This is a genomic window from Bradyrhizobium ottawaense, assembly GCF_900099825.1.
Taxonomy (GTDB): Bacteria; Pseudomonadota; Alphaproteobacteria; order Rhizobiales; family Xanthobacteraceae; genus Bradyrhizobium; species Bradyrhizobium ottawaense_A.
Window position 1 is genome coordinate 2,609,061 of record NZ_LT629693.1, and the last position, 21,389, is coordinate 2,630,449.

At 64.0% G+C, this 21,389-nt stretch carries 23 protein-coding genes and 1 pseudogene; 17 read left to right on the forward strand and 7 right to left on the reverse strand.

Going from position 1 to position 21,389, the window contains the following annotated elements:
* Positions 1-235: 235 nt before the first annotated feature.
* A pseudogene (gene hisS, locus BLR13_RS12175) lies at positions 236-1,619 on the reverse strand (histidine--tRNA ligase); the annotation flags it as partial.
* Between hisS and BLR13_RS40105 the strand changes: the two are divergent.
* Positions 1,618-1,791 (forward strand): hypothetical protein, encoded by a 174-nt coding sequence (locus BLR13_RS40105; protein WP_154070836.1) that lies wholly within the window; start codon positions 1,618-1,620, stop codon positions 1,789-1,791. The pseudogene hisS and the gene BLR13_RS40105 sit on opposite strands and share 2 nt — an antisense overlap.
* Here BLR13_RS40105 and BLR13_RS12180 read toward each other — a convergent pair.
* The gene (locus BLR13_RS12180; protein WP_074831608.1) at positions 1,775-2,854 is read right to left on the reverse strand and encodes a branched-chain amino acid aminotransferase; all 1,080 of its coding nucleotides are present in this window, start codon (positions 2,852-2,854) and stop codon (positions 1,775-1,777) included. The two genes, BLR13_RS40105 and BLR13_RS12180, sit on opposite strands and share 17 nt — an antisense overlap.
* Before the next feature lie 442 nt (positions 2,855-3,296).
* On the opposite strand from BLR13_RS12180, the gene BLR13_RS12185 reads away from it, so the two are divergent.
* Genes BLR13_RS12185 through BLR13_RS12195 form a run of 3 tightly spaced genes read left to right on the forward strand, consistent with a single transcriptional unit; the run spans position 3,297 to position 5,993 of the window.
* Positions 3,297-3,845, forward strand: coding sequence for a MarR family winged helix-turn-helix transcriptional regulator (locus BLR13_RS12185; RefSeq protein ID WP_074823890.1), 549 nt, complete (start codon positions 3,297-3,299; stop codon positions 3,843-3,845).
* Between the two features lie 9 nt (positions 3,846-3,854).
* Entirely contained in the window at positions 3,855-4,589 is a 735-nt protein-coding gene (locus BLR13_RS12190) for a response regulator (RefSeq protein ID WP_433994266.1), read from the forward strand.
* Between the two features lie 18 nt (positions 4,590-4,607).
* Complete coding sequence (locus tag BLR13_RS12195) at positions 4,608-5,993, forward strand: ATP-binding protein (protein ID WP_074823885.1); 1,386 nt, start codon at positions 4,608-4,610, stop codon at positions 5,991-5,993.
* A 235-nt stretch (positions 5,994-6,228) separates the two neighbouring features.
* On the opposite strand, the gene BLR13_RS12200 is transcribed toward BLR13_RS12195, so the two are convergent.
* Positions 6,229-6,774, reverse strand: coding sequence for a DUF3617 domain-containing protein (locus BLR13_RS12200; RefSeq protein ID WP_074823883.1), 546 nt, complete (start codon positions 6,772-6,774; stop codon positions 6,229-6,231).
* A 55-nt stretch (positions 6,775-6,829) separates the two neighbouring features.
* The gene (locus BLR13_RS12205; protein ID WP_074823880.1) at positions 6,830-7,120 is read right to left on the reverse strand and encodes a hypothetical protein; all 291 of its coding nucleotides are present in this window, start codon (positions 7,118-7,120) and stop codon (positions 6,830-6,832) included.
* A gap of 167 nt (positions 7,121-7,287) precedes the next feature.
* Here BLR13_RS12205 and BLR13_RS12210 point away from each other — a divergent pair, with 167 nt between their 5' ends.
* The 4 genes from BLR13_RS12210 to BLR13_RS12225 all read left to right on the forward strand — a co-directional run bounded on the left by BLR13_RS12210 (position 7,288) and on the right by BLR13_RS12225 (position 10,077).
* Positions 7,288-7,755 (forward strand): hypothetical protein, encoded by a 468-nt coding sequence (locus BLR13_RS12210; RefSeq protein WP_074823877.1) that lies wholly within the window; start codon positions 7,288-7,290, stop codon positions 7,753-7,755.
* Between the two features lie 146 nt (positions 7,756-7,901).
* Positions 7,902-8,597 (forward strand): ribonuclease T2 family protein, encoded by a 696-nt coding sequence (locus tag BLR13_RS12215; protein ID WP_074823873.1) that lies wholly within the window; start codon positions 7,902-7,904, stop codon positions 8,595-8,597.
* Between the two features lie 142 nt (positions 8,598-8,739).
* Positions 8,740-9,600, forward strand: coding sequence for a 23S rRNA (adenine(2030)-N(6))-methyltransferase RlmJ (locus BLR13_RS12220; protein ID WP_074823872.1), 861 nt, complete (start codon positions 8,740-8,742; stop codon positions 9,598-9,600).
* Positions 9,601-9,861: 261 nt separating this feature from the next.
* Positions 9,862-10,077 carry a cold-shock protein gene (locus BLR13_RS12225; RefSeq protein WP_074823868.1) on the forward strand — a complete coding sequence of 72 codons (216 nt, stop codon included), beginning with the start codon at positions 9,862-9,864 and terminating at the stop codon, positions 10,075-10,077.
* 67 nt (positions 10,078-10,144) lie between these two features.
* On the opposite strand, the gene BLR13_RS12230 is transcribed toward BLR13_RS12225, so the two are convergent.
* Together BLR13_RS12230 and BLR13_RS12235 are read right to left on the reverse strand one after the other, a co-directional pair.
* A complete protein-coding gene (locus tag BLR13_RS12230) occupies positions 10,145-10,918 on the reverse strand; it encodes a class I SAM-dependent methyltransferase (RefSeq protein ID WP_197679547.1) in 774 nt (257 codons plus the stop codon).
* Between the two features lie 169 nt (positions 10,919-11,087).
* Positions 11,088-11,714: an outer membrane protein gene (locus tag BLR13_RS12235; RefSeq protein ID WP_074823865.1), complete on the reverse strand. Its 627-nt coding sequence runs from the start codon at positions 11,712-11,714 to the stop codon at positions 11,088-11,090.
* 297 nt (positions 11,715-12,011) lie between these two features.
* On the opposite strand from BLR13_RS12235, the gene uvrC reads away from it, so the two are divergent.
* The 7 genes from uvrC (at position 12,012) to BLR13_RS12270 (ending at position 19,117) form a co-directional block, all read left to right on the forward strand.
* Complete coding sequence (gene uvrC / locus BLR13_RS12240) at positions 12,012-14,090, forward strand: excinuclease ABC subunit UvrC (protein WP_074823862.1); 2,079 nt, start codon at positions 12,012-12,014, stop codon at positions 14,088-14,090.
* Between the two features lie 98 nt (positions 14,091-14,188).
* A complete protein-coding gene (gene pgsA, locus BLR13_RS12245; RefSeq protein WP_074823858.1) occupies positions 14,189-14,815 on the forward strand; it encodes a CDP-diacylglycerol--glycerol-3-phosphate 3-phosphatidyltransferase in 627 nt (208 codons plus the stop codon).
* Complete coding sequence (gene moaD / locus BLR13_RS12250) at positions 14,812-15,063, forward strand: molybdopterin converting factor subunit 1 (protein WP_027536992.1); 252 nt, start codon at positions 14,812-14,814, stop codon at positions 15,061-15,063. The genes pgsA and moaD overlap by 4 nt, the downstream gene beginning before the upstream one ends.
* Before the next feature lie 7 nt (positions 15,064-15,070).
* The gene (locus tag BLR13_RS12255) at positions 15,071-15,535 is read left to right on the forward strand and encodes a molybdenum cofactor biosynthesis protein MoaE (protein WP_091976460.1); all 465 of its coding nucleotides are present in this window, start codon (positions 15,071-15,073) and stop codon (positions 15,533-15,535) included.
* Positions 15,535-16,500 carry a 50S ribosomal protein L3 N(5)-glutamine methyltransferase gene (prmB, locus tag BLR13_RS12260; protein WP_074823854.1) on the forward strand — a complete coding sequence of 322 codons (966 nt, stop codon included), beginning with the start codon at positions 15,535-15,537 and terminating at the stop codon, positions 16,498-16,500. The genes BLR13_RS12255 and prmB overlap by 1 nt, the downstream gene beginning before the upstream one ends.
* Positions 16,501-16,729: 229 nt before the next feature.
* Positions 16,730-18,247: an EAL domain-containing protein gene (locus BLR13_RS12265; RefSeq protein ID WP_074823853.1), complete on the forward strand. Its 1,518-nt coding sequence runs from the start codon at positions 16,730-16,732 to the stop codon at positions 18,245-18,247.
* 15 nt (positions 18,248-18,262) lie between these two features.
* Positions 18,263-19,117, forward strand: coding sequence for a TIGR01459 family HAD-type hydrolase (locus tag BLR13_RS12270; protein ID WP_074823851.1), 855 nt, complete (start codon positions 18,263-18,265; stop codon positions 19,115-19,117).
* Positions 19,118-19,196: 79 nt separating this feature from the next.
* Here the strand turns inward: BLR13_RS12270 and BLR13_RS12275 are convergent, their stop codons facing one another.
* A complete protein-coding gene (locus BLR13_RS12275) occupies positions 19,197-19,592 on the reverse strand; it encodes a response regulator (protein ID WP_027536997.1) in 396 nt (131 codons plus the stop codon).
* A gap of 239 nt (positions 19,593-19,831) precedes the next feature.
* Here BLR13_RS12275 and BLR13_RS12280 point away from each other — a divergent pair, with 239 nt between their 5' ends.
* Positions 19,832-20,803 carry a bifunctional riboflavin kinase/FAD synthetase gene (locus BLR13_RS12280; RefSeq protein WP_074823849.1) on the forward strand — a complete coding sequence of 324 codons (972 nt, stop codon included), beginning with the start codon at positions 19,832-19,834 and terminating at the stop codon, positions 20,801-20,803.
* Positions 20,800-21,351 carry a sugar O-acetyltransferase gene (locus tag BLR13_RS12285; RefSeq protein ID WP_074831606.1) on the forward strand — a complete coding sequence of 184 codons (552 nt, stop codon included), beginning with the start codon at positions 20,800-20,802 and terminating at the stop codon, positions 21,349-21,351. Before BLR13_RS12280 ends, BLR13_RS12285 begins: the two co-directional genes overlap by 4 nt.
* Positions 21,352-21,389 lie beyond the last annotated feature (38 nt).

Here is a 21,389-nt window from a genome sequence, read left to right on the forward strand (position 1 = left end):
CTTTGTTTTTGTTGACTTGCCACACCTGTCATTGCCGGGCTTGACCCGGCAATCCATCATTTTGAAGATGGATACGCGGGTCAAGCCCGCGTATGACGAATTCAACTTCCCCACTTCACGTCATGGCGTGCGAGGACCTTCTTGACCTCGTCGACCAGGCTGGCCTCATCGACCACGTACTGCGCCTCGGTCTGCCTCTTCAGATATTCCTCGCGGTCCTTGATCTCGGTCAAGCCGGCGCCGAGGATCAGGTCCTTGATCTGGATTTTGCCGTTGGCCTTCTCGTCGCTGCCCTGAATGATTGCGCAGGGCGAATTGCGGCGGTCGGCGTATTTCATCTGCTGGCCGAGGCTGTGCTTGGGATTTCCGAGATAAAGCTCGGCGCGAATGCCGGCGTTGCGGAGTTTGGCAACCATCTGCTGATAACCGGCTATCTCGCCGCCGAACACGGTCACCACCACCGGCCCGAACGCCGGCGTGGTGTCGAGCTTGCCGAGCATGGTCAGCGCGGCCTGCAGCCGCGACACGCCGATCGAAAATCCGGTCGCCGGCACCGGCTCGCCGCGAAAGCGCGAGACCAGGCCGTCATAACGCCCGCCGCCGCCGACCGAGCCGAAACGAACCGGGCGGCCCTTTTCGTCTTTTGTCTCCAGCGTGAGTTCTACTTCGTAGACCGGGCCGGTGTAGTATTCGAGGCCGCGGACGACGGAGGGATCGATTTTGATGCGATCCGGACCGTAGCCGGACGCGGTGAGCAGCTTGGCGATCTCTTCGAGTTCACTCACGCCGGCCTGGCCGACTTCGCTCTTGCTGAGATACGTGTCAGCCGCAGCAATCGCATCTTTCCAGTCATCGCGTTTTGCCGTGACAGCCAGAACGACATCGGCATCCGCCGAGCTGAGGTTAGCGCCTTTGGTGAAATCACCCTTGCCCTCTTCGCCACCGTCCCATCGACCGGGACCGAGCAACTTGCGAACTTCATCGGCGGAAAATTTGTCGAGCTTGTCGATCGCGCGCAGCACGGTCAGCCGTCGTCCGGCATTGTCCTCGCCGCCAAGGCCAATCGCCTCCAGCACCCCATCGAGCACCTTGCGGTTATTCACCTTCACGACATAGCTGCCGCGGGGAATGCCGAGCGCTTCCATGGTGTCGGCTGCCATCATGCACATCTCGGCATCGGCCGCAGGCGAGGCCGAGCCGACCGTGTCGGCGTCGAACTGCATGAACTGGCGGAAGCGGCCGGGGCCGGGCTTTTCGTTGCGATAGACGTAGCCGGCGCGGTAGCTGCGATATGGCTTCGGCAGCGAATCGAAATTCTCGGCGACATAGCGCGCCAGCGGCGCGGTCAGGTCGTAGCGCAGCGAGATCCACTGCTCGTCGTCGTCCTGGAACGAGAACACGCCCTCGTTCGGCCGGTCCTGGTCGGGCAGGAATTTGCCGAGCGCGTCGGTATATTCCATCGCAGGGGTTTCGACCGGCTCGAAGCCGTAGCGCTCGTAGACGTCGCGGATTTTCTCGACCATCTGGCGCGTGGCGGCGATCGCGGCCGGGCCACGATCTTCCAGCCCGCGCGGCAGGCGCGCGCGCAATTTCTGCGGTTTTTTGGGTTTTTCAGCCATGAGCGGCGTTTACCAGCCGACGCGCGAGGCGGCAACCGTGTCGCGGGGCCAACACCAGATCGTCATGGCCGGGCTTGACCCGGCCATCCACGACTTTCTTTGCCGCCAAGACGTGGATGCCCGGGACAAGCCCGGGCATGACGAAAAAGTGGAGATCAAAAAACCTTCTTGATCCAGTTGTGCGGGTCGGGCGCGCGGCCGTACTGGATATCGACCAGCTTCTTGCGCATGCCCATCGCGACCGCGCCTGCCGCGCCGCCGCTGATGAGGAAATCGCCGCTTGCCGAACACACCTTGCCGATCGGCGAGATCACGGCGGCGGTGCCGCAGGCGAAGGCCTCTTTCAGCTTGCCGCTGGCGGCATCGCTGCGCCACTGCTCGATCGTGTAGGGCTCCTCGCGCACGCGCATGCCGGAATCCTTGGCGAGCGCGATGATGGAGTCGCGGGTGATGCCGGGCAGAATGGTGCCGAGCGGCGGCGTCGAGAGCGAGCCGTCGTCGAACACGAAGAACACGTTCATGCCGCCGAGTTCCTCGATGTAGCGGCGCTCGACCGCATCCAGGAACACGACCTGATCGCAGCCGTGGTCGATGGCTTCGGCCTGCGCGCGCAGGCTCGCGGCATAGTTACCACCGCATTTGACGGCGCCGGTGCCGCCGATCGCCGCGCGGGTGTAGTTTTCCGACACCCAGATCGACACCGGCGCAGGTCCGCCCTTGAAATAGGAGCCGACCGGCGAGGCGATGACGGCGAAGATGTATTCCGCCGACGGCTTCACGCCGAGGAAGATCTCGCTCGCGACCATGAACGGCCGCAGATAGAGACTGCCCTCGCCGCCCGGGATCCAGGCGCGGTCGATCCGCACGAGCTGGTCGACCGCTTCGATGAACACGGCTTCGGGGATCGGCGCCATCGCCATGCGATCAGCCGAATTGTGGAAGCGTTTGGCATTGGCGTCGGGGCGGAACAGGTTCACGCCGCCGTCGTCGCGCTTGTAGGCCTTGAGGCCCTCGAAAATTTCCTGCGCGTAGTGCAGCACGGCTGCGGCCGGATCGAGCGGGAAATTGGCGCGGGATTCGACCCGCGCGCCATGCCAGCCCTTGGCCTGGTTGTAGCGGACGATCGACATGTGGTCGGTGAAGACCCGACCGAAGCCCGGGTCCACCAGCTTGGCCGCGCGGTCCTTCTCGGACGTCGGGGTCGCCGTCGGCTGGATGTCGAATTTCACGCTCATGGCCTTGCTTCCTGCTGCCGCGGTCTCTGGCGCCGGCATTTCCTTGAGGGCCTGCTGGGCCGAATTACTGTACGACATGGGCTCTCTCCCGGATTGGCGCGGAACGCGCGCCTGGCGTCTTGGCGCCGTTGAAGTAGCCTGGACCTCACCTGCACCGGCAGCTCTGACCTTTAAGAGCCAAGACCTTTTAGAGCCGTGACCTTTAAGGGCCTTGTCACCGGTGTCCATCGCCATCATGTCCATTGAGGACATGCTTTTGCGGAATGCCGAAGTCCAGTATGTTTGTCGAAATGCCGCTCGACAATTGCACGGTAGTTAAATTCGCGGCCGTTGCCGCCATTGCTGGCTTTTTCCGGCTGCCTGAAACGTCGCCAAGGTCGAAACGACTTAAAGTTTCGCCTTGGCTGGCGGTTTTGTAACATTGAACCCAAGATATGTCAACATGACTGACATAAATTTCACAAGGCCGTCCGGCGAGCCCGATTCGAAGGGTGCCGAGGGCGTGACCCCTTCCCCACGAACGGGCGAATTGCGCTGGGACATCATCGAATTGCTGTTCTTCGCCTATCGCGACTTCGTCGGCGACGCCGACCACGAGCTTGAGGCTTTCGGCTTCGGCCGCGCCCATCACCGGGTGATGCATTTCGTCCATCGCTACCCCGGCCTCAAGGTCGCCGACCTGCTGGATGTCCTGCGCATCACCAAGCAGTCGCTCGGCCGCGTACTCAAGCAATTGCTGGACGAGGGCTACATCGTCCAGAAGACCGGCAATAACGACCGCCGGCAGCGCCTGCTTTACGCCACACCGAAGGGCGAAGCATTGGTCGCAAAACTGGCCGGGCTGCAGACCGACCGCATCACCCGCGCGCTCGGCGGGATCGACCCCGCCGGCACGGCCGCCATCAACCAGTTCCTGCGTGCGATGATCGATCGCGACGACCCCGACAAGGTGCTGGAGGCGATCTTCGGAACCGGCGGCAAGAAACCCTAAGGAGTGATCGTGGCGCAAGCAGCAACCATCGCCTCAGCCACCACGCGCGCGCCGCTGAAGCCGGCCGACGACGCCCCGCATCTGCTGCTGGTCGACGACGACCGCCGCATCCGCGATCTGTTGTCGCGCTTTCTTTCCGGCGAGGGCTATCGCGTCACCACGGCGGCGAGCGCCGGCGATGCGCGCGCCAAGCTGCTCGGGCTTCACTTTGACCTGTTGATCCTCGACGTCATGATGCCCGGCGAAACCGGATTTGATCTCGCGCGATTCATCCGCACCTCCTCCTCGGTGCCTATCATCATGCTGACGGCGCGCCATGAGGCGGAGGCCCGGATCGAGGGCCTGCAGATCGGCGCCGACGATTATGTCGCCAAGCCGTTCGAGCCGCGCGAACTGGTGTTGCGGATCGGCAATATTCTCAAGCGCACCGCGCCGCCGCCGGTGGAGACGCTGGAGCAGATCGCCTTCGGGCCCTACATCTATCATCTGGAGCGCGGCGAATTGCGCCAGGGCGAGGAGATCATTCACCTGACCGACCGCGAGCGCGAAATGCTGCGCATTCTCGCCGTAAGCCCCGGCGAAACTGTGCCGCGCGCGGCGCTGACCGGCGGCGGCACCGTCAATGAGCGCGCGGTCGACGTGCAGATCAACCGTCTGCGGCGCAAGATCGAGAAGGATCCCGCCAATCCGCTGTTCCTGCAGGCGGTGCGCGGCATCGGCTATCGCCTGGTGGCGTCGCCGTGATGCGTTTGTAAACCCGACATGAGCACCCTCGACACCGGCCTGACCCTGATCCGCAATGCGTCGCAGCGCGTGTCCGCGGCCAATGGCTGGATGGGCAACGCGTTCAAGAGCTGGATGCCGACCGGCCTCTACGCCCGCGCGCTGCTGATCATGATCGTGCCGATGGTGATCCTGCAGACCGTGGTCGCGTTCGTGTTCATGGAGCGGCACTGGAATACGGTGACGCGGCGGTTGTCGGCCGCCGTGGTGCAGGACATCGCCAGCCTGATCGACGTCTACAAGTTCTATCCGCAGGACAAGGACCGCGCGCAGTTGCGCCGTATCGGGCAGCGGCTGCAATTGGTGGTCGATTTTCTTCCCGTCGGCGACATGCCGCCGCCCGGTCCGAAACCGTTCTTCTCGCTGCTCGACCAGACGCTCTCGGTGCAGCTCGGACGGCAGATCGGCAGGCCGTTCTGGATCGATACCGTCGGCCGTTCCAACCTGGTCGAGATCCGGATCCAGCTCGATGACGCCGTGATGCGCGTGTTTGCCCAGCGCAGCGCCGCCTACGCCTCCAATTCGGAAATTTTCATCTTCTGGATGCTGGGGACGTCCTCGATCCTGTTGATCGTCGCGGTGCTGTTCCTGCGCAACCAGATCAGGCCGATCCTGCGGCTAGCGGACGCCGCCGAAAGTTTCGGCAAGGGCCGCGAAGCGCCGAACTTCCGTCCCCGCGGCGCGCGGGAAGTGCGGCGCGCCGCCCAGGCGTTCCTGGAAATGAAGGCGCGCATCGAACGCTCGATCGAACAGCGCACCGCGATGCTGGCCGGCGTGTCGCACGATCTGCGCACCATCCTGACCCGCTTCAAGCTCGAACTGGCGCTGATCGGCGACAGCCCCGAAGTCGACGGCATGCGCAAGGACGTCGACGAGATGTCGGCGATGCTGGAGGCCTACCTCTCCTTCGCGCGCGGCGACTCCGGCGAGGTCGCACAGCCCACCGACATGACGATGGCGCTGGAGGAATTGCGTAGCGATGCCGAGCGCAACGGCCATGCCACGACCGTCTCGTTTCACGGCCTGCCTGTCGTGATCGTGAAGCCGGCCTCATTCAAGCGCTGCCTCGCCAACCTCGTCTCCAACGCGGCGCGGCACGCCAAGACCATTTCGATCACCGGCCACCGCGATCACCGCTATCTGACCGTCACCATCGACGATGACGGGCCTGGCATTCCCGTGAACATGCGCGAGGAAGTGTTCAAGCCGTTCCTGCGGCTCGACGACGCCCGCAACCAGGATGAAGGCGGCACCGGCCTCGGCCTCGCGATCGCCCGCGACATCGCCCGTTCGCATGGCGGCGACATCACGCTCGGCGACAGCCCGATGGGCGGATTGCGGGCGGCAGTAAGGGTGCCGGTGTAGGAGTTCATCTTCTCCCTCGCCCCGCCCTTGCGGGGTCGAGACGAGCGAAGCTCGCTCTTAGAGGGCTGGGGTGAGGGGCTCTCTCAACGACCTCAGTATGGCGTGAGACCTGTACCCCCTCACCCGGATTGCACTGCGTGCAACGTAGCCGAAGCGTGCTTCGGCGTTATTTTCTAAGAACGGCCGCCGAAGGCGGCCTATGCCTCTCCCCGCAAGCGGGGCGAGGTGGACACAACTACTTCGGCAGTTGCTTCGGGATCAAAGCCTTCAGCTTTTCCATGTCCTTGATGTTCATCTTCATGCCGCCGGGCATCATGATGTCGCCAGCCTTCTGGTCGGCCTTGCAGGCCCCCAGCCACTTCGCCTCGATCGTCGTGGTCGAATCGCGCGGCACGCCGGTGGGGCCGCGCTCCGAATGCGAGGTCGACTTCACCGTATAGGCGGAATTGAAGTCACCGATGATCTCGGAATGCGACGTGATCGACATGCCGGCGATGCCGCAGACGGAATCGCTGACGTAACCGGTCGCGGTCTTCTGGACATCCTGCTTGGAGCACATCTCCTTGGCCATCGGCGAGAACGAGGTGCTCATTTCCTTGTCGGTGGTCTCGTCGGTGCAATGCTGCATCGTCATGTCGGGCACCGACGAACCGGTGTGCAGCACCTTCATTTCCCACAGCCCGGCCTTGCGCACCGGCAACTCGACCGCGCTTGCCGTATTGGCAGGCAACAGCGCCAGCAGGCCAAGTGCAAAACCAAATGCGAGAGGATATCGCATCATGCTCGCGCTCCCGGCCTGTTGAGATTTGCCTGTTGAGGTTGAGGTGGGGCGCCGCTCAGTAGGCGGCGCGCAGCGGCCGTTCGTTGGCGCCATAGGGCACCCAGCGGCAGGCGAACGAGATATATCCGCCGTCATGGGGCTCGACCGAAAGGAACTTCACCACCTTGCCGTAACCGGCACAGTGGTCGACCGCGAGCTGCCGGACATCGATGGCATGCGCCGTCGAATAAGCGATAATGCCGCCGGTGTCGTTGCCCTTGAACGGCGGCACCCAATCGGCCCGCGCCGGAGCGCCCGCCAGCATTCCGGAGATGGCAACCAGGCACGCGGCCCCAATCATTCGCATCGCAGACTCCATTTCGCTCGAACCCCACCATAGAGTGCGCACGCGACCGTGAAAAGAATGGCGTGCGGCAGAAAGCCGACTTGTCCGCCGAGTGTTGCCGCGTTGCACTTGACCTTGCCCGGGCTTCACGGCACCGTCCCATGCATAGGCTGACCCGGCGGAATCCCATGCGAAACCTGTTCACACTCCTGAAATCGCTCGGCCTGGTGGCCGTTTTGGCTTCCGGCGGCCTTTTGGTATCCGGGTTGCCCACCCAGGCCGCCAATCCGCTCGAACTGAATTTCGGGCTGTTCGGCCCGCGATATGACGGCCGTGTGGCCGAATGCGAGCGAGCGCTGCCGACCATCACCTCGCAATTCCAGGAAAAGGAAAGCACCTTCTGGAATTCGTCGCTCACGATCACCGCTTACGGCCGGATCCACGAGACCGCCTTCCGGCCCTGGCAGTCCGACAACATTCCGCGCCGTTATTGCACCGCCGACGTCATGCTGAGCGACGGCAAGGTGCGTACCGTGCACTACGCGATCGTCGAGGACGGCGGCTTTGCCGGCTTCGGCCAGGGCGTCGAATGGTGCGTGACCGGGCTCGATCGCAACTGGGCCTATAATCCGAGCTGCAAATCCGCCCGCCCCTGATTCCTTTCTGATTCTCGGCCTGATCGCCGGCTGAATTGCCTGATAGCGGCGGCCGTTCCGGTCGATTTTGGCCCGGTCGCCATTTTTGTTCTTGAAATGTTCTTCCGCCCTGCTAGGCTCGAGGCAGTCGAGTAAAGGGGCGTTTGATGTTTCGAACAATCAGGATTTCCCGCATTATTTCCCGACTTCTCATTTCCCTGGTTCTCATGGTGGTCGCTGCCGGGATGGCGTTCGCCCAAGACCGCCGGCAAAACACCCCGGGCGAATTCGATTTCTACGTGCTGTCGCTGTCCTGGTCGCCCTCGTTCTGCGAGCAGGCCTCCGAACGCGGCAATGGTGGCCGGTCCGGGGCCCAGTGCGGCGGCCGGCCGTTCTCCTTCGTGGTGCACGGCCTGTGGCCGCAATATGAGCGCGGCTTTCCCGAATATTGTCAGCGGTCGGCGGAATGGCTCGATCGCAACATCATGACCTCGATGCTGGACCTGATGCCGGCGCCCGGCCTGATCTTCAATGAATGGAAGAAGCACGGCACCTGTTCCGGCCTCGGCGCGCGGGCCTATTTCGAGACCATCCGGAAAGCCCGCGCGGCGGTGAAAATCCCCGAGGAATTCCTGCAATTGTCGGAGCCGAAATCGATCGCCCCCGACGAACTCGAGGCGGCGTTCATCAAGGTCAACCCCGGCATGAGCAGTTCGGCGGTTTCGGTGACCTGCGACTCCAGACGCCTCAGCGAAGTGCGGATCTGCCTCAGCAAGGACCTGCAGTTCCGCTCCTGCGAGGAGATCGACCGCCGCGCCTGCCGGCGCGACCAGGTGCTGATGCCGCCGATACGGGGCGGCTGACCCCCCTTGGTCGTTCGAGGAGCGCAAGCGACGACTTGTCCGCCGTAGCTCCGCGAGCGAAGGCGGAAGCAATCCATTCTTCCTTTGTCGCCGCCGTGTGGATTGCTTCGCTCCGCTCGCAATGACGTGCTAACCCCTCCCCATGAACTACCGACACGCCTTTCACGCCGGCGGCTTTGCCGACGTCATCAAGCACATCGTGCTGGTGCGAATGCTGACCTATCTGCAGGAAAAGCCGGCCGCGTTTCGCGTCATCGACACCCATGCCGGCGCCGGACGCTACGACCTTGCCGGCGACGAGGCGCGGCGCAGCGGCGAATGGCTGACCGGAATCGCGCGGGTGATGCAGGCGCGGTTCTCGGAGGCAGCCCAGCCGCTGATCGGGCCCTATCTCGACATCATCCGGGCGTTCAACCCGCCGGGCGAACTGAAGGCCTATCCGGGATCGCCGTTGATCGCCCGCGCGCTGCTGCGGCCGCAGGATCGCCTGACGGCGTGCGAAATCGAACCGAATGCCCACCGGCACTTGATCGACGCGATGCGCCGCGACACCCAGGCACGGATCGTCGACCTCGACGGCTGGACCGCACTGCCGGCCTTCGTGCCGCCGAACGAGCGGCGCGGCCTGGTGCTGATCGATCCGTCCTTCGAACAGAAGGACGAGTTCGAAACCCTGGCCGACGGCTTCACCGAGGCCTATGCGAAATGGCCGACCGGCAGCTATCTGATCTGGTACCCGGTGAAGAGCCGGCGCATCACCGACGGCCTCGCGCGCCATGTCGCTGCCGTGACGGCCGAAAGCAGACCGCCGGGAAAATGCCTGCGGCTCGAATTCAGCGTCGCGCCGCAGCAGGCCGGCGGTCCCCTCACCTCGACCGGTCTTCTGATCGTCAATCCGCCGTGGACGCTGGCGGGTGAACTGAAGACCGTTCTACCCGAGCTGGAAAAACCGCTCGGCCAGGGCGGCGCCGCCCGTTTCAGGCTCGAAACGCCAAAGCCCTGAGGCCTGCGCTTTCGGCGAAAAGTGCGTTTGAGCCGTAGGCAATTTGCACGGAACCGTATTATGCTCGGCCTGTTGGGACTGGCTTTACGTTCCGCTTCCGCGAATGGTTGCGGCGGAGTGATCAAGGCCTAAGAAAAATCCAGGCCGATCGGTGGCGTGATCCGATCGGCTCAGGTGGCCAAGCTTCCGGCAGCGAATGTCCGGTCGGCCGCTACGCAGATTGTGCGTACCGGCAGAGCAGTGCGGGGGAGGAGTTTCCCGATGGCCATGACTGGTACGGTCAAGTTCTTCAATGGAGAGCGCGGCTACGGCTTCATCAAGCCCGATGACGGTGGCCGCGATGTGTTTGTTCATATTACCGCCGTCGAGCGGGCCGGATTGAAAGATCTGACAGAGGGACAGCGCATTACGTTCGAGGTCGAACCGGACAAGAAGGGCAAGGGCCCCAAGGCGGTCAACCTGGTGATTTCAGCGTGAGCTGACGCTTACGCCGGGAAGCGGACCGAGTTCTTGCCTGCGAAAGTTCGACTGGGCGCGACGGCGCTCAGAACGTGGAGGCGTGCATGATGTGGCCGCCCCGCGTCGGTGCCGCCCGTTCGGTTTCCGGAAAGAAGCGCGCCGCAAGTTCGGCCGGGCCGATATCATCAACATGACGAAAACCGGCCGCGCTCATTTTTGCGCATAGCGAAGCGGCGTCGAGATAACTCTGAAACCGCTCGCCGACGGCCGCCACCCGTCCAGCCAGCGCCTGGTGCGCGGCACGGCCGGCGGCCGGAATCGAAGTCGCAGGATTGACATAGTCGAACACCACCTCGGCTCCGCCCGGCAACTGCGCGATAAAGCCCAGCGTCGAAAAGATCGCGTCCTCGGTCAAATAAGGTACGACGCCAAGCCAACTGAAAAAACTGCGCTCGTCGGATTTGAAGCCCGCGGCATCCAGCCGTTCGGACAGTTTCTCGCGCTCGAAATCCACCGGAACGAAGCTCAGCGTTTCCGGCTCGGCGATGGCCGCAGCCGCCAGCATTTCGCGCTTGCGCGCCTGCGTCGCCGGATGATCGACCTCGAAGATCCCCAAGCGGCCTGCAAGCGGCGTCCGGTAGGCCAGCGTATCGAGCCCGGCGCCAAGCACCACGAGCTGTGTCGTGCCCGCATCGACCGCCATGTTGAGAGCGTCTTCGGCGATGCGCGATCGCGACGCGAATGAACCATCGCATTCGCGGCCCGGACGTGTGGGTCTGCGCGTGGTCGAGCGATACTTCGATGTCGTCGCCGAGAATCCGTACCGCGAGGGGATCGGCCAGGATCGACGCTTGATCAAGCACCTGGTGCGCCGCGCGCAAGCGGGCGGCTCCCAACGCGGTCCGACTGGGCTGTCCGGTCTGCATGGTAAGGTTCTATCGCATCTTCAAACAAGATACCGGCCGCCGGCCAAAAAAATCCCGGCAGCTTGCGGCCGCCGGGAGGTTGTCACGAAGATTTTCTTGTTCTCAGAAGTGATAGTTCACGCCGGCTCGTACCAATCCGAACCGGTAGCCATTTGACGCGCCTGTAATGACGAAGTTGCTGTTGTTCAGATCGACATAGAGATATTCGATCTTGGCGCTCCAGTTCGGCGCAAAGCCCATTTCGGCGCCGACGCCGAGCGTCCAGCCCAGATTGGTATTGGATTCCGACAGGCCAAAGGTGGTGGCGCGCAGTTCGCCGAAAGCCAGACCCCCGGTGCCGTAGAACAGCACGTTGTTGAGGGCATAGCCGGCCCGGCCGCGCAGCGTACCGAACCAGGGGTTGGAGAATTTCCACGGCGCAAAGGTCTGTTCGGCGCCACTCGCCTGAATGTCGCCTTCGACGCCGAACACCCAGGGACCGTTCTGCTGCCAGTTGTAGCCGGCCTGAACGCCGCCCGCGAAACCCGACGGCTTGGTCGGATTGTTGTCGACCGAGCCCCAGCCATAGCCGAGATTGCCGCCGAGATAGGGACCGGCCCAGCTATAGGCATTGAGCGGCTGATTGACGGTATAGGGCGCGCGCGATCCGTAGTTGAGATCGGCCGCCTGCGCCGACATGGTCCAGGCGGCTGCGATCAACACCAGTGCCCGCAAAACAGACTTGCTCATCACGCAACTCCACGCAACTGCCGCGACCGCCGGTTCGACACGCCGGCTTGGTTACGGAATTCCACTTTTTTCCTGTAAGATTTATCGAGAGTTTTAAGTTAAAGGGTTGTTAAGCGGGGTTACCGCCCGCTCATCATTCTTAACAATGCGTTACCGGCGCCGTTGCCACAGGCCCAGCCGCGCGAACATGCTTCGTTGCCATGTTCTTGTTCGGGCATGATCTTTCCGGAAAACCGGCTTTCGCTTTTACGGACCATGGCGCTGGCGATGCGAGCGTCCAGCGCTTAATTTAGGTCCATGGATCACGATTCTGCCGACCATCCGAAAGCCCCGCGCAAGCCGCGCCGGGGTTCGCAACCGGATTTGCCGCCCGAGGGCCTTAGCTCCGCCGACGTCGATCCCGCGACGCCGGTCGCCGAGGACGACGACGAGTCGCGCCTGCCGGAAGCCGTGGAGGAAACCGCCGAGGCCGTCGCCGAAGGCACGCTCGCGGTCGGCCATGCCGCGATCGAAAACGCAGTGCGGCTGGCACCGACCTCGCCCGGCGTCTACCGCATGCTCAATGCCGGAAACGACGTGCTGTACGTCGGCAAGGCCAAGAACGTCCGCAAGCGGCTGTCGTCCTACGCCCGCGTCAACGCCCCGCTGCCGGCCCGTATCCTGCGGATGATCGCAGCTACCGTCACCGTCGAGATCATCTCCACCACCACCGAGACCGAAGCGCTGCTGCTCGAGGCCAACCTGATCAAGCAGTTGCGGCCGCGCTTCAACGTGCAACTGCGCGACGACAAGTCGTTTCCCTATATCCTGATCACCGGCGACCATTGGGCGCCGCAGATCCTCAAGCATCGCGGCGCGCAGTCGCGGCCGGGACGTTATTTCGGGCCGTTCGCCAACGCCGGCGCCGTCAACCGCACCATCACGGCGCTGCAGCGCGCGTTTTTGATCCGCTCCTGCACCGACGGCTTCTTTGAAAGCCGCACCCGGCCCTGCCTGCTTTATCAAATCCGCCGCTGCTCGGGCCCCTGTACCGGCGAGATCGATTTTCCCGGCTATGCCGAACTGGTGCGCGAGGCCGGCGACTTCCTGTCCGGCCGCAGCCACGACGTCAAGAAGCAGCTCGCCGGCGAGATGGAGAAGGCCTCGGGCGAACTCGAATTCGAGACCGCGGCACTGTATCGTGACCGCCTCGCCGCACTGTCGGCGATCCAGTCGCAACAGGGCATCAATCCGCGCACCGTCGAAGAGGCGGATGTTTTCGCCATCCATCAGGAGGGCGGCTATTCCTGCGTCGAGGTGTTCTTCTTCCGCACCGGTCAGAACTGGGGCAACCGCGCCTATTTTCCGCGCGCGGAGAAGTCGTTCACCCCGGAGGAAGTGCTGGCCTCGTTCCTGGCGCAATTCTACGACGACAAGCCGCCGCCGAAACTCATCCTGCTGTCGCACGAGATCGAGGAGAGCGACCTGCTGGCCGACGCGCTTGCGGTCAAGGCCGGCAAGAAGGTCGAAGTCTCGACGCCCAAGCGCGGCGAAAAGAAAGAGCTGATCGCGCATGCCCTGACCAACGCGCGCGAGGCACTCGGCCGCAAGCTGAGCGATACCGCAACCCAAGGCCGGCTGCTGCAGGGGATGGCGACCACGCTAGGGTTGACGCAGCCGCCGAAGCGCATCGAGGTCTACGACAACAGCCACATCCAGGGCACCAACGCGGTCGGCGCCATGATCGTGGCGGGACCGGACGGTTTCATCAAAAACCAGTACCGCAAGTTCAACATCAAGTCCGAAGGCCTGACGCCGGGCGACGACTACGCGATGATGCGCGAGGTGCTGGAACGGCGCTTCAAGCGGCTGCTGAAGCCGCCGGAGGGCGATGCCGCCAAAACCAAGGAAACATCCAAGGCCGACGACGACTCGTTTCCGCAATGGCCCGACCTCGTCATCATCGACGGCGGCCGTGGCCAGCTCAATGCTGTCAGGGAGATTTTTGAGGGCCTGGGACTGACCCAGGTGTCGCTGATGGCGGTGGCAAAAGGCCCCGACCGCGACGCCGGCCGCGAGACCCTGTTCATGCCTGGCCGCGAGGCGATCAAGCTCGAGCCCCGTGACCCCGTGCTGTATTTCATCCAGCGGCTGCGCGACGAGGCCCATCGTTTCGTGATCGGATCGCACCGCAAACTGCGCAAAAAGGACATCCGGGAGGCCGGCCTGCAGGAAATCCCGGGCATCGGCCCGTCACGCAAACGTGCCTTGCTGCATCACTTTGGAACGCTGAAGGAAATCGAGCGGGCCTCGATTACCGACCTTGGCAAGGTTCCAGGGGTCAGCGCCGAAAGTGCCCGCAAGATTTTCGAGTTTTTCCATGCCCAACCGGGTTAAACCGGGGGGCGGAGTCACATATGGGTCACTTGGGCGTCGCCCGCCGCAGCTTAGGTCTGCCGGTTGACCTTCACGCTTGAGCGGTATTGGTAAGACGGATGAACATTGCGACCACCACCAAGGGGCAGGCCAAACAGCCAAAAAGCCTGTCCCTGCCGAATATCCTGACCTACGCCCGCATCGCCGCGATCCCGGTGGTGGTCGGCTGCGTTTATGGCCAATCGATCATGGACGGCCCGCTGTGGCTGCGCTGGGTCGCGCTGGCAGTCTTCATCGCCGCCGGCGTAACCGACTATCTGGATGGCTACTATGCGCGAATCTGGGACCAGCAATCCGCCTTCGGCCGGATGCTCGATCCGATCGCCGACAAGCTGCTGGTGGCTTCCTGCCTGCTGATGCTGGCGGCGGACAACAGCATTCACGGCTGGACACTGTGGGCCGGTATCGTGATCCTGTGCCGCGAGATCCTGGTCTCGGGCCTGCGCGAATATCTCGCAGCCTTGCGGGTCAGCGTCCCCGTGACCAAGCTGGCGAAATGGAAGACCACGGTGCAGCTGGTCGCGATCGGCTTCCTGATCGCCGGCGAAGCCGGCGAGCAGATCCTGCCCTCGACCACCCTGATCGGCATTGTTCTGCTGTGGATGTCGGCGATTTTCACGATCTACACCGGCTGGGATTATTTCCGCGCCGGCATCCATCACCTCATCAAGGAGGATGAGGAATGAAGGTCAAATATTTCGCCTGGGTCCGCGAGCGGATCGGCGTTGCCGAGGAAACGGTCGAGCCGCCGGCCAGCGTGCGCACGGTGGGCGATCTGATCGGCTGGCTGTCCGCGCGCGGCGATACGTACGCCTATGCCTTTGAGACGCCGCGGGTAATCCGCGCCGCGATCGACCACGCCCACGTCAAGCCGGATGCGGCGATAGCGGGCGCCCGCGAGATTGCATTCTTCCCGCCGATGACCGGCGGCTAACCCCATCATGAGCGCCGTCACCATCCGCATCCAGGAAGCCGATTTCGACATCGGCCACGAGATCGCGGCGCTGACCAAAAGCCGGACCGACGTCGGCGCGGTGGTCTCCTTCAGCGGCATCTGCCGCGGCAGCGAGAATGGCGAACCGATCGCGGCGCTGACGCTCGAACATTACCCCGGCATGGCGGAGGCCGAGATCCGGCGGCATGCCGATGAGGCGATGACGCGCTGGCCGCTGACCGGGCTCACCGTCGTTCATCGCGTCGGCCGCATCACCCCCGGCGAGAATATCGTCGTGGTGCTGGCGGCGTCCCAGCACCGGCAGGCGGCATTCCAGGCCGCGGAGTTCTTGATGGATTATCTGAAAGCCAGCGCGCCGTTCTGGAAACGCGAGGAAAGTCAGAAAGGCGCGAGCTGGATTGAAGCGCGCGGCCATGATGAGACCGCCGCGGCGCGTTGGACCAAATCCTGATGGCGAAGCGCGCAAAACCGGCGGCCAGGCGCAGCCCCGCCGCAGCAAAATTCCCAAAAGTCGGTCCGGGCGAATTGCTGACGCTGCTCGATTTCGTCCGCTTTGCCGTGAGCCGCTTCATCGAGGCCAGGCTGGTGTTCGCGCACGGCACCACCGATCCCACGGCCGAGGCCGCCTTCCTGATCTGCGAGGCGCTGCATCTTCACCCCGACCAGTTCGAGACGTTCGCGACCGCGCGCGTCACGGTGGCCGAAGGCAAAAAGATCCTCGGCCTGATCGAACGCCGCGTCAGCACCCGAAAACCCGCCGCCTATCTCGTCAACAAGATCTACATGCGCGGGCTGCCGTTCTATGTCGACGAGCGCACCATCGTGCCGCGTTCCTTCATCGGCGAATTGCTGGAGTCCCATTTCGGCGGTGACGGTAACGAGGAGGGCGGCTCGCTGATCCCGGATCCCGCGGCGGTCGAAAGCGTGCTCGACCTCTGCACCGGCTCGGGCTGTCTTGCCGTTCTGGCGGCGCACCATTTTCCCAACGCCGAAATCGACGCGGTGGATATTTCAAAGGATGCGCTCGGGGTCGCTGCGCGCAATGTCGGGGATTATGGCCTCGCCGATCGCCTCACGCTTCACCGCGGTGATCTGTTTGGGCCGCTCGGCGGCAAACGCTATAATCTCATCATCTCCAATCCGCCCTATGTCGACGCCGACGGCATGGCGGACCTGCCGCGCGAATGCCGCGCCGAGCCGAAACTCGCCTTTGACGGCGGCGCCGACGGGCTCGATATCGTCAGGCGGATCCTCGACCAAGCGCGCGCGCATCTGACGCCGCAAGGCGGGCTGCTGTGCGAGATCGGCCGCTGCCGCCCGCAACTGGAAGACGCCTACCCGGAACTGCCGCTGCTCTGGCTCGATACCGAGGATTCCGAGGCCGAGGTATTCTGGATCGCGGCGGCCGATCTTTAGCGCTGCCGAACGTTACGGCATAACCGCCCCCTCTTCTCGCCGGCCTGCCCCTCGCCCCGCAGCGTGAGAAAGCCGGCCAGTTCCGGGCGTGTCGAAAGAACACTAGCCCCGCGAATCAACATTGATGCTAAGCTCGCAGCGCTTGGGAGAGCGCAGACTGGACCATGCCTGAAGACTTCCGTGTTTTCCCGGGTGGGGGCAGTTCGGACTTGAGGGCGTAGCGCGCGACATGATTCGCATTTCGACGATTTTCATCGCCATCTGCATGGTGCTGGTCGCAGCGTCGCTTGGCCTGGTCCTGCATTCCGTGGCCGGCATCAGCGGATCGGAATCCGCGATCGTGGCGCTCACCGCGCTGACCTTCCTGATCCTCTACAACGCCGTATCGATGCGGCTGCGCGACCGCTCGGATGTCGGCAGCCAGATCGCGGACCTGTCGCGCGGCACCGCCGACCTCGCCCGCCAGGTCGCCGAATTCGGCCGGCGCCTCGCCGCCGTCGAAGGCCGGGTGGTGTCGGCGAATTCGACCGGCGCCGACCGCATCCAGGCCGTGGTCGGCGAGATCAACGAACTCGGCGTGCTGGTCAAGCAGCTCGCGGCCTCCGTCGCCGGCCATGACGACTTGCTGGCCGCGGTACCCGCCGCGGCAGACAAGCCTGATTCCGGAGAGCAGGACGAACTGCCGCTGGTCGAAGCCAAAACACCGGAGGCAGCACCTGCGATCGCCAGACCGGCGCCGGTTGCTACCCCTGCTCCGGCCGCCACCAGGCCGGCCATCGCCACGCCGGCGTCGGAACCCGTCGCCACCCAGCCCGCAACGCCTGCACGCAACCAGCCGCAGCTCCTCGCCGCGGTCAGGAACGCGGTCGAGGAAAACCGGCTCGATATCTACCTGCAGCCGATGGTGACGCTGCCGCAGCGCAAGGTGCGTTTCTACGAGGCGGTGACGCGGCTGCGCAACGAAAAGGACGAGGTGCTGGCCGCCGACGATTTCATCGCCATCGCCGAAGCCGGCGGACTGATCGGACGCATCGATCACATGGTGATGCTGCGCTGTGTGCAGGTGCTGCGCCGCCTGATGGTGCGCAACAAGGAGGTCGGCATATTCTGCAATGTCTCGGCGGCCACGCTCGGTAACCCTGCGAATTTCGCGCAGTGCCTCGATTTCCTCGAGGCCAACCGCGCGCTGGCGCCGTCCTTCGTGCTGGAATTCAAGCAGGCGACATTCCGCAATCTCGGCCCGACCGAGACCGAACATCTCGCCGCGCTGTCGCAGCGCGGCTACCGTTTCTCGATCGACCATGTCAGCGATCTCCGGCTCGAGCCCCGGGAACTGGCCGACCGCGGCGTGCGTTTCATCAAGGTGCCGGCGGCGCTGCTGCTCGATCCCAGGCAGAGCACGGCCTCGGACATCCACCCCTCCGACCTGTCCGATCTGCTCGGCCGCTTTGGAATTGACTTGATCGCCGAAAAGATCGAGGGCGAACGCGCCGTGGTGGACCTGCTCGATTACGACGTCCGCTTCGGGCAGGGCTTCCTGTTTGCGCCGCCCCGGCCGTTGCGGCCCGAGGGGGCATCTGCTACCGGCGGGGCCACCATGAACAAGGCAGAACTCAACGGTTCCAATGGCTCCAATGCTCCCGATGGCCCCAGCCACCCCGCTCCCGTCGCCGGCCCGGCCTCCGAGCCTCCGCCGCGGACGACCGGCAATGCCGCTCTGGCGCGCCGCGCCGCCGGACCGGGCTAACCGGCGCGCGATATCATGACCACATTGCGGTTCGTCGAACGGCTGCGCGACCTCGTGGATGGCGTCGAGGTCGTCCTGTCAGATATCTGGGGCGTGGTGCATAACGGGCTGGAGGCCTTTCCGGAGGCCTGCGAGGCGCTGCATACCTATCGCCAGCGCGGCGGCACCGTCATCCTCATCACCAACGCGCCGCGGCCGGCCGATTCCGTGCAGCGGCAGTTGCGCAAGCTCGGCGTCGCCGACGAAACCTATGACGCGATCGTCTCTTCCGGTGACTTGGCCCGGCATTTCGTCGCCGACCACCCGGGCAAGAAGATGTTCTGGCTCGGTCCGGAGCGCGACAATTCGATCTATCGCGGGCTCGATCCCGTCATCGGGCCGCTGGAGCAGGCCGACTACATCGTCTGCACCGGACCGTTCGACGACGAAACCGAAACGCCGGAAGACTATCGTGCGATGCTGCTGCAGGCGCTCGAACGCAAGCTGCCGTTCGTCTGCGCCAATCCCGACATCGTGGTCGAACGCGGCGACCGCCTGATCTATTGCGCCGGCGCGATCGCCGAACTCTACCGCGAACTCGGCGGCGAGGTGATCTTCTACGGCAAGCCGCACCGGCCGATCTATGAGCGTGCGATGCAGCTTGCCGCCGAACGCCGCGGCCATCCGGCGCCGCTCGACCGCGTGCTGGCGATCGGGGATTCCGTGCGCACCGATCTCACCGGCGCGCTCGGCTTCGGGATCGATTGCCTGTTCGTGACCCGCGGCATTCATTCCGAGGAATTCGAGGGCATCGACCAGCTCGACCCGGCTTCAGTGAGAGAGCTGTTCGGCCATCCGCCCCGCGCGCTGATGCGGGAGCTGCGCTGGTAACGAAAATGCCCGGCGCATCTAGTGCGAAGACGCGCTTCGCGCTTTTGGCCGGGCATCGATAAGCTGAAATTCGGATGACTTACGCCGTTGCCATATCCGGGAAGACCGCTTCGATCTTGGTCTTCAGCGTCGCTGCGTTGAACGGCTTGACGATGTAATTGTTGACGCCGGCCTTCTTGGCCGCGATCACGTTCTCGGTCTTGGACTCGGCCGTGATCATGATGAACGGCGTGGTGGCCAGATTGGGATCGGCGCGGACTTCCTTGAGCAGGTCGTAACCGGTCATCGGCTCCATGTTCCAGTCGGAAATCACGAGCCCGTATTTCTTGCCGCGCATCTTGTCCAGCGCTGCTGAACCGTCGCTGGCATCATCGATATTCTCAAAGCCGAGCTGCTTCAAAAGATTTCGGATGATACGGATCATGGTGTTGTAGTCATCAACGACCAGAACCGACATCGACAAATCAACCGCCATCTTTTCCCCCACTCAACGCTCACGTCACAAACGATCGGCAGGCCTGCGCGACCCGCAGTCCTTCCCTGACCAGTAGCAGCAGGCGTTAAACAGCCCGTTAAAGCGAAACCGCCGGATTGCTGTCGTTTTGAGCCAATCCTGCCCGCTTGACTTCGAACCGGCCGCCGCGTCACGGTCCGGCCGCGAAAGACCCAATTCCCAGCGAATCCCAGCCAAGAAACCTGCCAAGAATCCCTGCAATGACCACTGGTTTTACCGTTATCCGAGACACCACCCCTGACGCCGCGATCCCGCGGGGGGCCGTCGTCGCCATGGGCAATTTCGATGGCGTCCATCTGGGCCACCGCGCAGTCATCGCAGCCGCCCTGCAGATGGGCCGCGCCCATGGAAAACCGGCTTTTGCCGTCACTTTCGAACCGCACCCGCGCAGTTTCTTCAGCCCGAACAGCCCGCAATTCCGTCTCTCCGACGAGGCCAGCAAGTTGCGGCTGCTGGCCGGGACTGGGCTCGACGGTGCCGTGGTGATGACGTTCGACAAGGGCCGCGCCGGGACATCAGCGCAAGATTTCATTCACCATGATCTGATCCAGCGGCTCGGCATCTCGGGAATTGCGGTCGGCTACGACTTCCATTTCGGCAAGGGGCGCGTCGGCTCACCCAGCCTGCTGGTCAGCGAGGCGCCGCGGCTCGGGATCGAGGTCGATGTCCAGGCCCATGTCGATATTGCGGAGCGGCCGGTTTCCTCCAGCGCGATCCGCATGGCGCTGGCGGAAGGCCAGATCGACGACGCCACCGAGATGCTGGGCGGGCCGTGGTTCGTGACCGGCGAGGTGATCCACGGCGAGAAACGCGGCCGCGACCTCGGCTATCCCACCGCCAACATCCGTCTCGACAAGACCTGCGGGCTCAAGCACGGCATCTATGCGGTCCGGGTCGGCCGCGGAGCCGAGCGCTTCGACGCCGTGGCGAGCTACGGCCGCCGCCCGACCTTCGACAACGGCGCGCCGCTGTTGGAAGTGTTCCTGTTCGACTTCAAGGGCGACCTCTATGGCTGCAAACTCGACGTCGCCTTTATCGGCTTCATCCGCGACGAGTTGAAATTCGACAGCATCGACACCCTGATCCGGCAAATGAACGAGGACAGCGCCCGGGCCCGCGCGGTCCTGGCTGCCGCGCCCGATGCGTTTCCAAAGCTCGGAGAAATCGGCTGAGCAAGACCGAAAAGCAGAAGATGCTGGCGGGCGAGCTGTACCGTCCAGACGCCGAACTCGGTGCCGATCAGGCGGCGACCAAAGCCTGGCTGGTCCGCTACAATGCGGCGCTGGCGCTGCCGGTATCGCAGCGCCACGCGCTTTTGCGCGAACGTCTCGCTCAAGTCGGCAACGAGGCCGTGATCCGACCGCCGTTCTTCTGCGACTACGGCTATAACATCCGTCTCGGCGACAACGTGTTCCTGAACTTCAACTGCGTCATCCTCGACGTCGTCGAGGTGACAATCGGCGACCGCACCCAGATCGGACCCGCGGTGCAGATCTATGCCGCCGACCATCCGCGCGACGCGGAAACGCGGCGCTCCGGCGTCGAATTCGGCCGCCCGGTCCGGATCGGCAGCGACGTCTGGATCGGCGGCGGCGCCATTATCCTGCCCGGCGTGACCATCGGCGACGGGGCGGTGATCGGGGCAGGCAGCGTGGTCACCAGGGACGTCGGCGCGGGCCAGACCGTTACCGGCAATCCGGCCCGGCCCCACCCGCGATAGGCCGACCCCTACGCGGCCGGCGGCCTTTGCGATTTCCC